We start from the raw sequence: 13,411 nt of genomic DNA on the forward strand, positions 1-13,411 counted from the left end.
CAATGACAGTTGTGCTGCTGCGCCACGGGCGGTCGACCTCGAACACTGCACACACGCTTGCCGGCCGGTCACCGGGAGTCGAACTCGACGACCGCGGCCGCGAGCAGGCGCAGGCCATCGTGTCCCGGCTCGCCGACGTGGCGATCGAGGAGATCGTGCATTCGCCGCTCCTGCGGTGCGAGCAGACCATGGAACCGCTCGCCCGGGCCCGGGGCCTGACCCCCGTGGTGGAACATCGGCTGGTCGAGGTCGACTACGGCGAGTGGACGGGTCGCGAGCTGAAGGTCCTGCTCGAGGAACCGCTGTGGAAGATCGTGCAGCAGCACGCGTCGGCCGCGGTGTTCCCGGGAGGGGAAGGTCTGGCGCAGGTCCAGGCGCGCGCCGTCGCCGCGGTCCGCGAGCACGACGCGCGGCTCGCGGAACTGCACGGCCGCGACGTCGTGTGGGTGGCGTGCTCGCACGGCGACGTCATCAAGTCGGTCCTCGCGGACGCTCTCGGCGCGCACCTCGACGGATTCCAACGGATCGTCGCCGAGCCGGCCTCGATCAGCGTCGTCCGGTACACCTCCACCCGTCCGTACGTGCTGAAGATGAACGACACCGGGGCCGATCTGTCCGGAGTGAACACGCCACCGGTGTCCGGAGACGGCGCCCGCGCCGAAGTATCCGGATCGGTGCCCGGCGGGGAGGTCCGCCTGTGAGTATTAGGCGGACCCCGCTGGTGACGATTGACGGATAATGAACGCAACATGCTGCGAGGAACAGTCCGAGACGGAACAACGAGTGGGCAGCGCCGCAGTAGGGCCCGGCTCCAGCTGAAGGAGGTGCAATGTCACGCGCAATTCACGTATTCCGCACTCCTGACCGATTCATTGCCGGGACGGTGGGTGAGCCCGGCGACAGGTCGTTCTATCTCCAGGCAGTACACGAGGCGCGAGTGATCAGCGTCCTGCTGGAGAAACAGCAGGTCCAGGTACTGGCCGACCGGATGGGGCTCCTCCTCGAGGAAGTGCACCGCCGGTTCGGGACGGAGGTTCCCCCGGAGGGGGCCGAACTCGACGACGCGAGCCCCCTCGTCACCCCGATCGACGCCGAGTTCCGGGTCGGCACGATGGGCCTGGGGTGGGACGCGGACGCCGGAGCCGTCGTGGTGGAACTGCTCGCCGTCAGCGAAACGGAGTTCGACGAGTCCGTCGTACTCGACGACTCCGAGGACGGACCGGACGCCGTGCGCGTGTTCCTCACCCCGTTGCAGGCGCGGGACTTCTCGTTGCGGTCCGAGCGGGTCATCGCCGCCGGGCGCGCGCCGTGCCCGCTGTGCGGTGAGCCGCTGGCCCCGGAGGGGCACATCTGCATCCGGACCAACGGGTACCGCCGCGGCCAGAGCTTCGGCCTCACCCCGGAGATGGACGAGGAGGACTGACGGTTGACTGCCGAGGAGTCCGATCCTCTGGAGTCCGGCGAGCTGACCCTCATCGGCCAGATCACCCACGCCAGTAACGCCACCCTGGTGTGCGACGCGGTCGAGGGCGAGAACACCGTCCGCTGCGTGTACAAGCCGGTCCGCGGGGAGCGTCCGTTGTGGGACTTCCCGGACGGCACGCTCGCCGGACGTGAATACGCGTCGTACCTCGTGTCCGAGCAGCTCGGATGGGGTGTGATTCCCCGCACTCTCTTGCGGGACGGTCCGTTCGGCCCGGGGATGGTGCAGCGGTGGGTCGACACCCCCGACCGGCACGCCGACGACCCCGGCGGTCTCGACCTCGTCGACATCTGCGCCCCCGACGCCGTCCCCGAGGGGTGGTTCGAGATCCTGCGCGCCACCGACATGGACGGCGAACCGGTCGCGCTCATCCACGCCGACGACCCGCGGCTGCAGCGGATGGCGGTTCTCGACGTGCTGATCAACAACGCCGACCGCAAGGGCGGCCACGCACTCGAGGGGCTCGACGGTTCCGTCTACGGCGTCGACCACGGCATCTGCCTGCACACGGAGAACAAGCTGCGGACCGTGTTGTGGGGGTGGGCCGGGACGGAGGTGCCGGGTGCCCTCGTCGTCGACATCGCCGAACTGATCTCCTCGCTCGAGGGCGACTTCGGTACGCGCCTGGGTGAGCACATCACGTCCGACGAGGTCGCCGCCCTGTACGAACGTGCCGTGGACCTCCTCGCGGCGCCGGTGATGCCCCGGCCGAACGGTCATCGGCCCATCCCGTGGCCCGCGTTCTGACGGACCCGATCAGCGGCCTGCGGGCGGCGGCTCCCTCCGAGGCGGAAACGCGGGTCCACTAGGCTCGCTGTCATGCAGTCTTGGTCCGAAACCGCTGTCCCGTCCGTTCCAGGCCAGGGGCCTCCGCTGCGGTTGTTCGACACCGCTGACCGGCAGGTTCGTCCCGTCACTCCCGGGCGCACGGCCACGATGTACGTGTGCGGTATCACCCCCTACGACGCCACCCACCTCGGTCACGCGGCCACATACCTGACGTTCGACCTGGTGAACCGGATCTGGCGTGACGCCGGGCACGACGTGCACTACGTCCAGAACGTCACCGACGTCGACGACCCGCTGTTCGAGCGCGCAAACCGCGACGGCGAGGACTGGGTCGTCCTCGGCATGCGCGAGACCGCGCTGTTCCGCGAAGACATGGAAGCCCTCCGGGTGCTGCCCCCGCGCGACTACATCGGCGCGGTGGAGTCGATCGGCGAAGTGATCGAGATGGTCGAGAAGTTCGTCGCGTCCGGCGCCGCCTACGTCGTCGACGACCCCGAGTTCCCCGATGTCTACTTCCGCGCCAAAGCGACGGAGCAGTTCGGGTACGAGTCCGGCTACGACCGCGAGACGATGGACAAGTTCTTCGCCGAACGCGGCGGTGACCCTGACCGCCCCGGCAAGGAAGATCCCCTCGACGCCCTGGTGTGGCGTGCGGTTCGCCCGGGCGAACCGTCCTGGCCGTCGCCGTTCGGCCCAGGGCGCCCCGGCTGGCACATCGAGTGTTCGGCCATCGCCCTCAACCGCATCGGCTCGGGTTTCGACGTGCAGGGCGGCGGCAGCGACCTGATCTTCCCGCACCACGAGTACTCCGCGGCGCACGCCGAGTCGGCCACGGGCGACCGTCGCTTCGCCCGCCACTACGTGCACACCGGCATGATCGGTCTCGACGGCGAGAAGATGTCGAAGAGCCGCGGCAACCTCGTGTTCGTGTCGAAGCTGCGCGGCGAGGGGGTCGACCCGGCCGCCATCCGCCTCGGACTGCTGTCCGGGCACTACCGGCAGGACCGCCCGTGGACCGAGCAGGTTCTCGCCGACGCCCATACCCGGCTGAAGCTGTGGAAGGACGCCGCCGCACTCGAGTCCGCGCAGTCGGCCACCGACACGATCGCCCGGCTGCGCCAGCATCTCGCGGACGATCTCGACACCCCGAAGGCGCTCGACGCCCTCGACGGCTGGGCCCGTCGCGCCCTCGACAACGGTGGCTCGGACGCGAACGCGCCGGGCGAATTCGCCGCCGCCGTGGACGCCCTGCTCGGTGTGCGCCTCCGGCGCCCGTGAGTACTTCTCAACCGCCCGCGGTTAATAAGTACTCACGGGTCAGGCGAACTCGAAGGCACCCTCCGCGGGCGTCGGGACGCGCCGGCGCAGGGGCGAACCGAGCGCCTGCGCCAGGTCGGTGCCGTCGTGTTCGGCGAGCAGTTCGCCATCCGACCACACGAGCAGCGTGGCGCTGACACTCTGCTCGGCCGTCGAGTGCGCCAGATCGTAGTGCGCACACCCCGGCACGCCGCCGTACGTGATCCACAGGTCGAACCCGGTCATGAACAGGTCGAGGTCGAATTGCACGCTGAGGCCGAGCAGTTCGGCGCGGCCGTTGTCGTCGACGCCGGCGAACGCCTCGTCCAGCGCCAGCAGTCGCGGTGCATGGGGGTCTGCCGAATCGAGCATGACGTGCGCTGCGGCGAACAACGGCAGGTGCAGCGAGACGGACTGCTCGCCGCCGGAGAGTGCGCTGTGCCGGGCGACGGTCAGCCGGTCCTCGTTGCCGTTGCCGCTGATCAGGGTGAACGAGAACACCCGCCACCGCCGGTAGTCGAGGGCGGACGCCAGGATCTCCGGGTACGAACGCTCCGGGTGCGCGGCGCGGGCGGTCCTGATCTGGTGGGCGAAGTGGGCGCGCATCGTGGCGAGCTCGTCCGGCCCCAGCGCCGAGGTGTCGCGCTCGAGCAGTTTGGAGATCGCCTTCGCACTGTCGTCGAGGTTGTCGGCGAGCACCCAGTGGACACCGATGGTGTTGCCGGACGACATCCGCCGCTCCCGCATCTCGGTGCCCATCCTGGCGATGAGTTCGCGGGCGTCGACGGTCCGTTCGTGGATCTGCTGTGCGAGACCCGTGAGCAGCGCGTCCTCCAGGATGCGACGCTCGGATTCGGTGAGCAGCAATTCCTGATCGGAGCGAGCGGACGCGATGCGGGCGGCGAACTCGCCGATCGATGAGTAACCCTCGTCGTCCTGCACCTGCACCACGGTCACGCCGTCCGGGGCGTCCCACTGCAACCGGTAGTCCTGGCCGGCGGCCGCCAATTGTGCGTCGAAATCCTGCAGCGCGGTGGTGAGCGCGGTGCGCGTCGACTTGCGCGCCGAGTCGCTGACCCGCACCGATTCGGTGGCGCCGTCCAGTGCGTGGAACAGCGCATCCACTTCGGGCGGCAGGATCGGGGTGTCGCCTTCGGCGTTCTGGATGCGATACACCAGCTGTTCGGCACTCATCCACGCCGCCGAGCTCGCCGGCCAGGTGTGGCCGCCGTCGACGCCGAGGAGTTCGAGTAGGTCGCGCCTGGCATACGGGGCGAGGCGGGCGGCGTCGGCGTGCGTTTCGGTGAGCGCCAGCCGGAGCGTCTGGACGGCGGTGTTGTACGCGCCCTCGGCTTTACCGATGGCCTCACCCGCGTCCTTGTCCGCCTTGCGGGCGTCGCGCTGCTCTTTCTTGCACGCCTCGATCCGCGTGTGCGCCTCCTCGAGCTGCCGGTCCAGTTGCTCGGCCCCCGCTCCCAGCGTGTCGCGCAGCGTCTCGAGGCGTTGGACCTGTTGCGCGAGAACCTCTTCGGCGATGGCAGCTTCTTCCGCGAACTCCTCCGCGCTGCCGCGCGCCTCGTGCAGTCGGTCTTCGGACTCGCGGGTGTGCTCCACCTCCTTGGCGTGTTCGCGCCTGCACCGCTGCACCATCTCGCCCTGCTTCTCGAAATGCCGGACGGACGCGGCGAGCGAGTCGATCTCGCGGGCGACGTGGGGAGTCCGGTGCGTGGACGCAGTGGCCCGGAGCTGCTTCTCCTTCGCGGACAGGTCGGCGATGGCCTGGTCGAGTTCGCGACCGACCGCTGTCGCCGTGTCGGAGCGGCTGCGGAGTGCGCCTGCGGATTCGGTGACCTTCTTCAGCGCCGTGAGGATCGATCCGGTGCGGGGCAGGGCCTGCGCCGCCGCGGTGGTCCGCGACAGCAGCGCCGCTGCCGCATCCGCGGCCGCACGGGTCTCGTCGAGAGTCGCCCGGGTTTCCTCGAGGATCCTGTCGAGTTCGGCGATACGGGTGGCGCGCCTGCGGGCCCGTGCGGTGGTTCCGATGTACTCGGCGTCCGATTTCGTGTGGCGTCCCCGCTGGATTCCCTGCCGGTACGCACCGTCTTCGGCGACACCGACCGGACCTTCGGGCAGGTCGAGGGATTCGAGGGCGATGGATTCGAGGATCCCGCGCACGCGATCGTCGGGAACGCCCGTGTCTTGTTCGACCTCGAGAACGTCGGCGAGGGTCTTGCCGGTGGGCCGATCCGCGGCCGGAAGGGCCACGAGGAACTGTTCGGATTCGACGTCGGGGAGTGCGTCGTCGACGGGCACCCAGCCGTCGAGGAGATTCGCGGCCTGCAGTGCGGCCTCGATTCCTGCCGCCGCGGCAGCGTCGACACTGTCGGTGAAGCGGACCAGACGCCACAGCGGTGCACCGGTCAGCCGGGACCGGGCGTCCTGCCGGGCGGCCGAGAGCGGCGGGGCGTCGTCGTGCTCGGATTCGATGGCCGCACGGGCGGATTCGTGTTCGGCGATCGCCTCCTCGGCGGCGGCGACGTCGCGGTCGTACTGCTGACGACGCAGCCGGAGCGCGTCGACGGCGTCCGTCGTCTGTTCGGTCAGCGTCTCCGACAGGGTGGCGGCGTCGTCGTCGCCTATCAGGCCGAGGGCGGTGTCCAGGGCCTCGAACAGTGAAGCGGGCGTGTCGATCTCGGCGTAGAGGGACGACTGTTCCGTCCACCAGGACCGGAGTTCGGTGGCGCACCGGCTGCGGGCCGATTCGACCGCCGTCTCGGCTTCGAGAACGGCCACCTTCGCGGTGTCGAGTTGCTCCTGGCCGCGGCGTGCCGCCTCGTCGGCCCTGGTCCGTTCGGTGGCGGCCCTCTCGACGGTGGCGAGTGCGGCCCGGACCGCGCGGATGTCGCCGTCCCGTTCTTCGGTGTGCCCGCGCAGCGCCGCGGTCAGCTGGTCGGTGCGCGCGTTCTCGGGGAGTGCGGTCCAGGTGATTCCCGCGTCCTCGGCGGCGAGGTGAAGTTCGTCTTCGGCGTGGGTGAGCGCCTCGACGGCGCGGGCGACGGCGTCACCGGCCTTGTCGTGTTCCTCGGCTCGCTGTTCGAGGGTCGCCTTGGCCTTGCGTGCCTTCTCGGCCTGCAGTTCGGTCGATTTCTCGAGTGTCGAGACGGCCTGCGCGAGGTCGTCGAGTTGTGTCCGTCCCTCGTATGCCGTCGACCGCTTCAGCGCGTCCAGGGTGGCATTGGCCTGGTCGAGTGCGCGTTCGGCGGCGGTGAAGCGTTCCTCTGCGGCCGCTCGGCTCTCCTGGCTGCGCGCCCGGTCCGCTGCCGCCCCATGGAGGGCGGCGATACCGGATCGGACGGCCTCCAGGCGGGTCGCGAGGTGGTCGACGTCCGTACGCGCCTGCTGGCGAAGGTATTTCGCGTACACGCCGACGAAGCTCTGTGCCGCCTGGTCCGCCGCGGCCAGCCCCTCGAGTGCTCGGCCGACCTCCTCCATGTCGCTGAACGAGCGGGCGGCCTCGAGAACCAGTTGCTCGTCGAGCGGTCGCAGACCGTCGGTGAGTGCCTGCGACAGTCCCTTGGGGTCGAGGTTCTTCGCGAGCTGGGGCCGCCGGAGCGTGAGGATGAGGTTGATCAGCTGGTCGTAGCGCTGGACGCCGAGCCCGAACATTCGGGCGTCGATGGCGGCGCGGTAGTCGAGCGGCCGGTCGGTGATGGAGTCGGTGCCGATCTGTTCGCCCAGTTGCTTCTTCGTGAGCGGACGGTCGTCGCTGCCGAGCAGGGAGAAGTCGACGCCGACGCGACCGTCGGCCACGAAGTACCAGCGTGTGACTTTGTCGTTGGTGCGGGTGGCGCGCATGCCGATGCCCACGGTGACGGCCTCGGGGTCGTCCTTCGCGCCGCGGCAGAATTCCATCCAGACGTACGAGTACGCGCTCTCCTGCCCGCGGTACAGGAGGTTCGACTTCATGGTGCGTTCCTCGCCGGCGAACGGATTGAGCCGCCGGGGTTCGATCCTGCCGTCGAATACGAACGGGAACAGCACTTCGAGGGCCTTCGTCTTGCCGGATCCGTTGGGACCGCGGAGAACGAGGCGACCGTCGGCGAAGGAGAACTCCTGATCGCGGTAGTCCCAGAGGTTGATGATCCCGGCGCGGGTGGGCCGGAAACGCGCACTCGTCATGCTGTGACTTCCTCGCTGTCGTTCGCTGAGCTCTGGAACAGGTCGATCTCGGGTGTGCGGTCGCGGATCGTGACCACCACACCCCGGTAGCGGGCGAGTGCCGGGAGTGCGAGCACACCACCCGGTACCGCCGCGGTGAGGCGTAGCCGCTCGAGCAGCGCCAGCGCCGCCCGTCCCAGACCGTCGGGGTCCGCCTGCCACCCGGCGGCGAATGTGCGCCCGAACCGTTCGGTCAGTGTGCGGACGGTGCCGGCGATCCACTCGTCCTCGACGACCGGGAACAGCCGGTCTGCGGGGGCGGGGTCTTCGGGCTCGAATCCGTCGTGGCCGGCGAGGCTGTCGAAGATCCCGGACTGCGGAATGGCGCTGTCGACCTGTTCGATCAGGTCGTCGAACCGGCCCCGCGGCAGCGGCATCCGGGCGGTCTCCGGGGCATCGGGATCCAGTACGCGATCGGCGATCTCCCCGGCGAGCAGAAGTGCGACCTGCGCGACCGTTCCCGTCCCGGGGAACCGGACGTCGGAGAGACGTCCGGAGGAGTCGATCATCGCGACGCCCTCCTCCCGCCGTTCCGCGACCAGTCCGGTGAGCAACTCGACATCGGCTGCGGTGCGGGGGAGTGCGAGTTGCACCAGTTCGTCATCGTCCAGGTCGGCGGCGTAGACCACGGGCCGTTCGACGAGGGCACGCCGCACTCGCCGCGCCGTCTCCTTCACGTCCACCGGCCGGGCCGTCCCGAACTCCGAGGTGTCGTCCTCGGTCACGGAGTCCGCACCGGCAAGCAGTCCGCGGATGGACCGGAGATGCTGTAGTGCGCGCGGCGGCCGGAACAGGGCGATGACGACGGACCTGTCGATGTCGTACAGCGCTTCTCCTGCATCGGGATTGGCGGCCCAGCCTCCCGCGTCACCGTCGGCGAGTGCGATCGCGCCGCGGGCGGCGAGCCAGCCGACGGCGTCGACGAAGGCGTCCCGGTCGGACGCGCGTTCCGTGGACAGATCCACACCGTCGACCTGTGCGGCGTCGGCGGCTACGTGATCGGCGAGTTCGGACAGGGTGATCTGGTTTCCGGCGCGGCCGAGCGCGGCCAGCGCCAACGCGAGGTAGGCGTAGCGGTACCGGTCGAACGTGCGGTCGGTGGCCGTCTTGGCCGGCGTCCCGGCGTCGAGTCGGTCGCTCACCGTGAACAGCCGGGCGGTCGTCTCGGTGACGTCGAGTCGGTACCCGAAGAGCGTCATCAGATCGTCGCGTAGTTCGGTCGCCCACCGGCGGAGCAGGGGAAGAGCGATGCGATCCGGATAGGTCTGTGTCACCAGGTGATTCGACAGGATGACACGGGCGGCGCGCTGATACGAATCGAGGGCGAGCGGCGAGATCTCCCGCGCCTTCACCGAACGCTCACCTGAAGTCCGTCGAGGTGCAGACGTCCTCGGGCGGTGCGCACCACCGTCGATTCGCTGTGCGGGCTGAGGGTCAGTTTCACGCCGTTCTCCGATCCTGTGCTGCTCTTCACGCGGCCGCTGACCGGTACCCGCGCCGTCAGTGCGGCGTTGAGCAGACTCAGCAGCACGTCGGTTTCGGCCTCGTCGAGTTCCCGCTCGTAGACTCCGCCCCGGGCGAGCGACTGGGCGGCGGCGGCGCGAAGTCGTTGCGCGGTCAGCTGTTCCTCCCGCAGGCGGCGCACGCTGCCCTCGTTGCGCTGCACCCGCGCGGGCAGACCGGGCGACGGGGGACGTCCGGTCTCGGCGAGCGTGCGGGAGATCTCCACGGGCTGGGCCTCCCACCACGACCGCGTGTCGGGAATGATGTCGGCGTCCGGATGCACCATCGACAGATGGCGCGGACGCCCGAGGTCGAACACGGCTCGGAACAGCGCATGCGCGGCGTCCTCGGTCGGAGTGGCGGCGAACCAGCCTGCGAGGTGGCGCAATTGGCTCTCCCTGCTGACACCACCCTTGCGGGTTTCGGTGACGCGGCGCAGCAGCGACAGGACGGCGGCGATGGCGCTCATCGTGCCCTCGCGCAGGCGTTCCGACTCGCTGAGACCGGCCTCGCTCCCGACGAACCAATGCGTCAGGCCTGCCCACCGCGCGCGCCAATCGGCTTCGCGCTCTTCGATGCTGAGGAACACCCGCTCGTCGCTGGCGGCGGCTCGCGCCACCATCGTCTCGACGCCGGTGTCTTCCACGAGCGCGATCGCCGCCGCGAGTTTCGGTGCATAGCGCGAGAGGTCGGAGCTGAACTCGCGCATGTGCGTGAGGAGAGCGTCCTTGTGGGACATGAACGTCTCCGGCGTGATCTCCGTGGTGCGGACGAGGTCGCCCAGGGTCAGGTAGAACTGGGCGGCGCGTCCGGCCATGTCCGACAGCGTCGCATCGAGACGGTTGAGTTTCCGGTACACCAGGTCGTTGTCGGCCGCGCGGTTCGCCGCGGCCAGGTCGTTCATGTCGGCGAGGAGGTCGGGCAGTGCCAGCCGGGACAGCGACGCGTCGTCGAGCCGGGCCGCCAGTGCGTCCTCGACTGCTCGGAACACCTGGTAGCCGGCCTGGCTGAACTGATAGACGAAGTGCCGGTTCCGGTATTCGGCCAGCGTCGCGGCGCGTGTTCCGTCGTAGCTGCGTTCGAGCACTTCCCAGACGTGCAGTTGCTCGAGTAGGGGAGTGACGTCTCCGGCGCCGAGTTGTCCGGCCGGATCGTCGCCGGCGAGGCCGTCCAGAATGCGGGCGACGTCGGCGGCGTGCAGCAGGACGACGTAGTTGGCGCGGGCGTGGTCGAAGGCCCGCAGCACCCACAGGTACTCCGCGCGCTTCTCCGCCGTGGTGAAGGCGAACAATTTCAACCGGTCGTCCCGGAGAGGGGGAGCAACCGCCGGGCGCGCTGCACGCAGCCCCGAGGGGGACCGACCTGGATCGCTGCCTGATTCACTCACCGTGACAGGTTATGCGGTCGCGCAGCCGTCGAGCGAACGCCGTGCCGACCTGCATCATCAACCTGTCGCTTTGAATCGGCCCCTGACGGAACACCATGAATTTCCGAATTACAGGGTCCGGCTCGGCACCAACCACCCTCTGTCACCGATGTTCCATCGTCACGATCGGCCCGCCTCACCCCACCGCTGCACCGATGAAGGGAGGCGGGCATTCAGAGGACGAACAGCACGAAGACGATCGCCACCAGCACGAGAGCCAGCCCGACCGCCGCAGCGACGAGCCAGGACGCCCGGGACATCGAGTCGGCGGTGGATTCGTCCCCGGACTGCGCGACGGCGCGAGGTTCCGGCGGTGTCGCCACGGCTGTTCCGCCCGACACCCGCGCGGGGGACGCGCCGACCGCTGCGGCGGACGCGGGGTTGTGCGCGCGCGTCGCCGGCCGGCTCGGGGTTGCGGGACCAGAGGGGACGGGCTCGCCGACCACGGCGTCGATCACCTCGGTGACGTCGTACGACGGCGGCAGGCCGATCGGGGTGACCTTGTGGGTGGTCGGGTTGAACCCGGCGGCGCGGATGGCGGCACCGAGCGCTGCGGTCTGCTCGGGTCCTGGGCCGACGACACACCGCACACCGAACTTCTCACCGACCGTGGTCGCGAACCCGTGAACGGTCGCGGAGTCCCGCGCGATCAGCCCGTCGCCCGTCACGACCACGGCATCGAGGTTGCTGGGCAGCCAGCCGAACGCACCGAGCGCGGTGGCGATCTGGGCCGTGGGGGAGCCCCCCGAGGAGAAGCGGAACGCCTTGCCTGCCTCGACGCCCGAGCGGATCAGCGCGACAGTCGCGCCGGTGTCGTCGACGTGATAGATGCCGACCAACTGCCCGGGACGCTCCGCGATCTCGGATTCGAACCAGGCCGCGGCGGCTTCGGCGTCCGAGACGAGGGACAGGTAGGACATGTCGGCGTAGTCCAGTGCGTCGCGCAGCGCCGCGACGGCGGCCGAGTCCCAGCGGGTGGGGTAGGTGGCCATGATGTCGGGGGCGCCGCCGGTCCGGCCGCCGTGGTCGGGGAGAGGCTCGCACTCCCGGAGCAGGCATCGCATCGCGCCGGCGACCAGGTCTTCGGCGCGGTACCGTGATCCGTCGCCTACCGCGACACCGGCCGGGTCGCCGACGCGGGGAAGGAACCCCGACACGGTGTGGGTTTCGCCGATCGTGTGCGGCGCCGACCCGCCGAGAATTGCGGTGCCGTCCGGACACATGTGCAGGACGGTGTCCCGGACGATGACGACCGGATCCGGGGATCCTGGATCGTTCGACGCCACCACGGCGGTGGACACGACACTGCCGATCCTGAGCCCGACTCCCATGGACATGCAAGTACCTCTATTCGTTTCACGAACGGATTGCGACTTCCGTCAGGCCCGTTCCGATTCGCTCGGTGAGGCCACAAGATGTACATCCTGCTACCCGAGCGCGCTTGTGCGCGCCATCACGCGCGGCGTGGCGTGGTCGTGTTGCGCACAGTCGGGTCGTTTTCGCTCGTGGCGTGCGATCCGTCAGGTAACCGTCGGTGCGCCGAGGGCCGTTCTCCACTCGGTCACGTTCTCGGTCATCCAGTCGAGGAGGTGCTCCGCCTCCTGCGGATGGCGACCGGTGCCGGCGAGAAGATCCGCGAAGGCCTGCGCGGGGGCGACCAAGCGGACGTTGTCGCGGAAGAGGGTGCGCTCGAAGACCGCAGCCGATCGGGGAGTGGCGACGAGGACGTTGGCGCCCTGATCGACGGGGCGTAGCTCGAGTGCGCCGGCCAGCGCCTCGCCGTGGTCGGCGTAGATCTGGACCTGGTGCGCCGGCGCGTATTCGACGAACGCCGCGGCGGCGAGTGATCCGGTCACCGCGTAGAGGTGGCCGGAGACTTTCGCGAGTTTCGCGACGAACGACTGCACGCCCTCGGGTGCGAAGTAGCCGACGGTGGGGCAGTCCTTGAAACTGGAGTCGCTGCTCCAGGCGCGCAGCATCGGCTGCCACCGGACGCTGGTGATGGGACCACGGGGGAGTCGTTCGAGCAGATCGCGTTCTTCGAGGGTTTCGACCACCCGATAGGTCGCGCCGGTGGACGCGCCGGACAGCCGGACGAGTTCGGGGACCGTCAGCTGACCCGAATGATCGGCGAGGGCACGCACGACCCGGGCGGCGGGATCGCCGGTCAGCTGCGCGGCCGGACGGCCGGGGCCGCGCCATGGGTCGGCGTCCGCGCCCCGGTCGCGCACCCAGATCGCGGGCCGGTCCGCGGCGAGGGAGGTGTTGCCCGTCGCATCGGCGTAGGAGAGGCCCCTGGCGTCGAGTTGTCGACGAACCGGCTCGGAAAGATAACGGGCACAGACGAATCCGCGATCCGATCCGGACAGTCCGTCGGCGAACCGGGCGGCGTCGCCCGCGAGCACCCCTCGGGCGGGGATGACGGAGAAGGACGCCACCTCGCCGTTGGGCGCGCCGACCAGCAATCGTTCCGGTGCGTCGGCGAGGGAGCGGGACTTTCCGGACGTCAACGTCCAGCCGTGGGGGAGTGCGGCCTGGAGGGTGGCGATCGCCCGGCGGTAGAGATCGATGTCGCGTTCCGGCTTGGGAAACGGCACCTTCGGCTCGCTACCTGCGAATTCGGCGTTCTCCTGATTCGGCACATCGCCAGTCTACTGAATCGGTCCGAGACGGAACCAAAAAATAGACCGAACTAT

Annotated in this window: 9 protein-coding genes; 4 read left to right on the plus strand and 5 right to left on the minus strand. The window is 69.5% G+C overall.

What is annotated here, in order from left to right; all coding sequences use genetic code 11:
* Positions 1–2: 2 nt before the first annotated feature.
* From CJ177_RS29680 to mshC, 4 genes are all read left to right on the plus strand, one after another.
* A complete protein-coding gene (locus CJ177_RS29680) occupies positions 3–701 on the plus strand; it encodes a histidine phosphatase family protein (RefSeq protein WP_095869267.1) in 699 nt (232 codons plus the stop codon).
* A 128-nt stretch (positions 702–829) separates the two neighbouring features.
* Positions 830–1,423: a DUF3090 domain-containing protein gene (locus CJ177_RS29685; protein WP_005243068.1), complete on the plus strand. Its 594-nt coding sequence runs from the start codon at positions 830–832 to the stop codon at positions 1,421–1,423.
* 3 nt (positions 1,424–1,426) lie between these two features.
* Complete coding sequence (locus tag CJ177_RS29690; protein ID WP_061046075.1) at positions 1,427–2,230, plus strand: SCO1664 family protein; 804 nt, start codon at positions 1,427–1,429, stop codon at positions 2,228–2,230.
* Between the two features lie 72 nt (positions 2,231–2,302).
* Positions 2,303–3,550, plus strand: coding sequence for a cysteine--1-D-myo-inosityl 2-amino-2-deoxy-alpha-D-glucopyranoside ligase (mshC, locus tag CJ177_RS29695; protein ID WP_095869268.1), 1,248 nt, complete (start codon positions 2,303–2,305; stop codon positions 3,548–3,550).
* 39 nt (positions 3,551–3,589) lie between these two features.
* Here the strand turns inward: mshC and CJ177_RS29700 are convergent, their stop codons facing one another.
* The 5 genes from CJ177_RS29700 to CJ177_RS29720 all read right to left on the minus strand — a co-directional run bounded on the left by CJ177_RS29700 (position 3,590) and on the right by CJ177_RS29720 (position 13,357).
* Entirely contained in the window at positions 3,590–7,747 is a 4,158-nt protein-coding gene (locus CJ177_RS29700; RefSeq protein ID WP_061046073.1) for a TIGR02680 family protein, read from the minus strand.
* A complete protein-coding gene (locus tag CJ177_RS29705; protein WP_005243054.1) occupies positions 7,744–9,138 on the minus strand; it encodes a TIGR02678 family protein in 1,395 nt (464 codons plus the stop codon). The genes CJ177_RS29700 and CJ177_RS29705 overlap by 4 nt, the downstream gene beginning before the upstream one ends.
* Positions 9,135–10,586: a TIGR02677 family protein gene (locus CJ177_RS29710; protein WP_061046071.1), complete on the minus strand. Its 1,452-nt coding sequence runs from the start codon at positions 10,584–10,586 to the stop codon at positions 9,135–9,137. Before CJ177_RS29710 ends, CJ177_RS29705 begins: the two co-directional genes overlap by 4 nt.
* Before the next feature lie 302 nt (positions 10,587–10,888).
* Positions 10,889–12,052, minus strand: coding sequence for a hypothetical protein (locus CJ177_RS29715; RefSeq protein ID WP_095869269.1), 1,164 nt, complete (start codon positions 12,050–12,052; stop codon positions 10,889–10,891).
* A gap of 183 nt (positions 12,053–12,235) precedes the next feature.
* Entirely contained in the window at positions 12,236–13,357 is a 1,122-nt protein-coding gene (locus tag CJ177_RS29720; protein ID WP_095869270.1) for a helix-turn-helix domain-containing protein, read from the minus strand.
* Positions 13,358–13,411 lie beyond the last annotated feature (54 nt).

The sequence above is a fragment of the Rhodococcus sp. ACPA1 genome, assembly GCF_002300195.1.
Taxonomy (GTDB): domain Bacteria; phylum Actinomycetota; class Actinomycetes; order Mycobacteriales; family Mycobacteriaceae; genus Rhodococcus_F; species Rhodococcus_F opacus.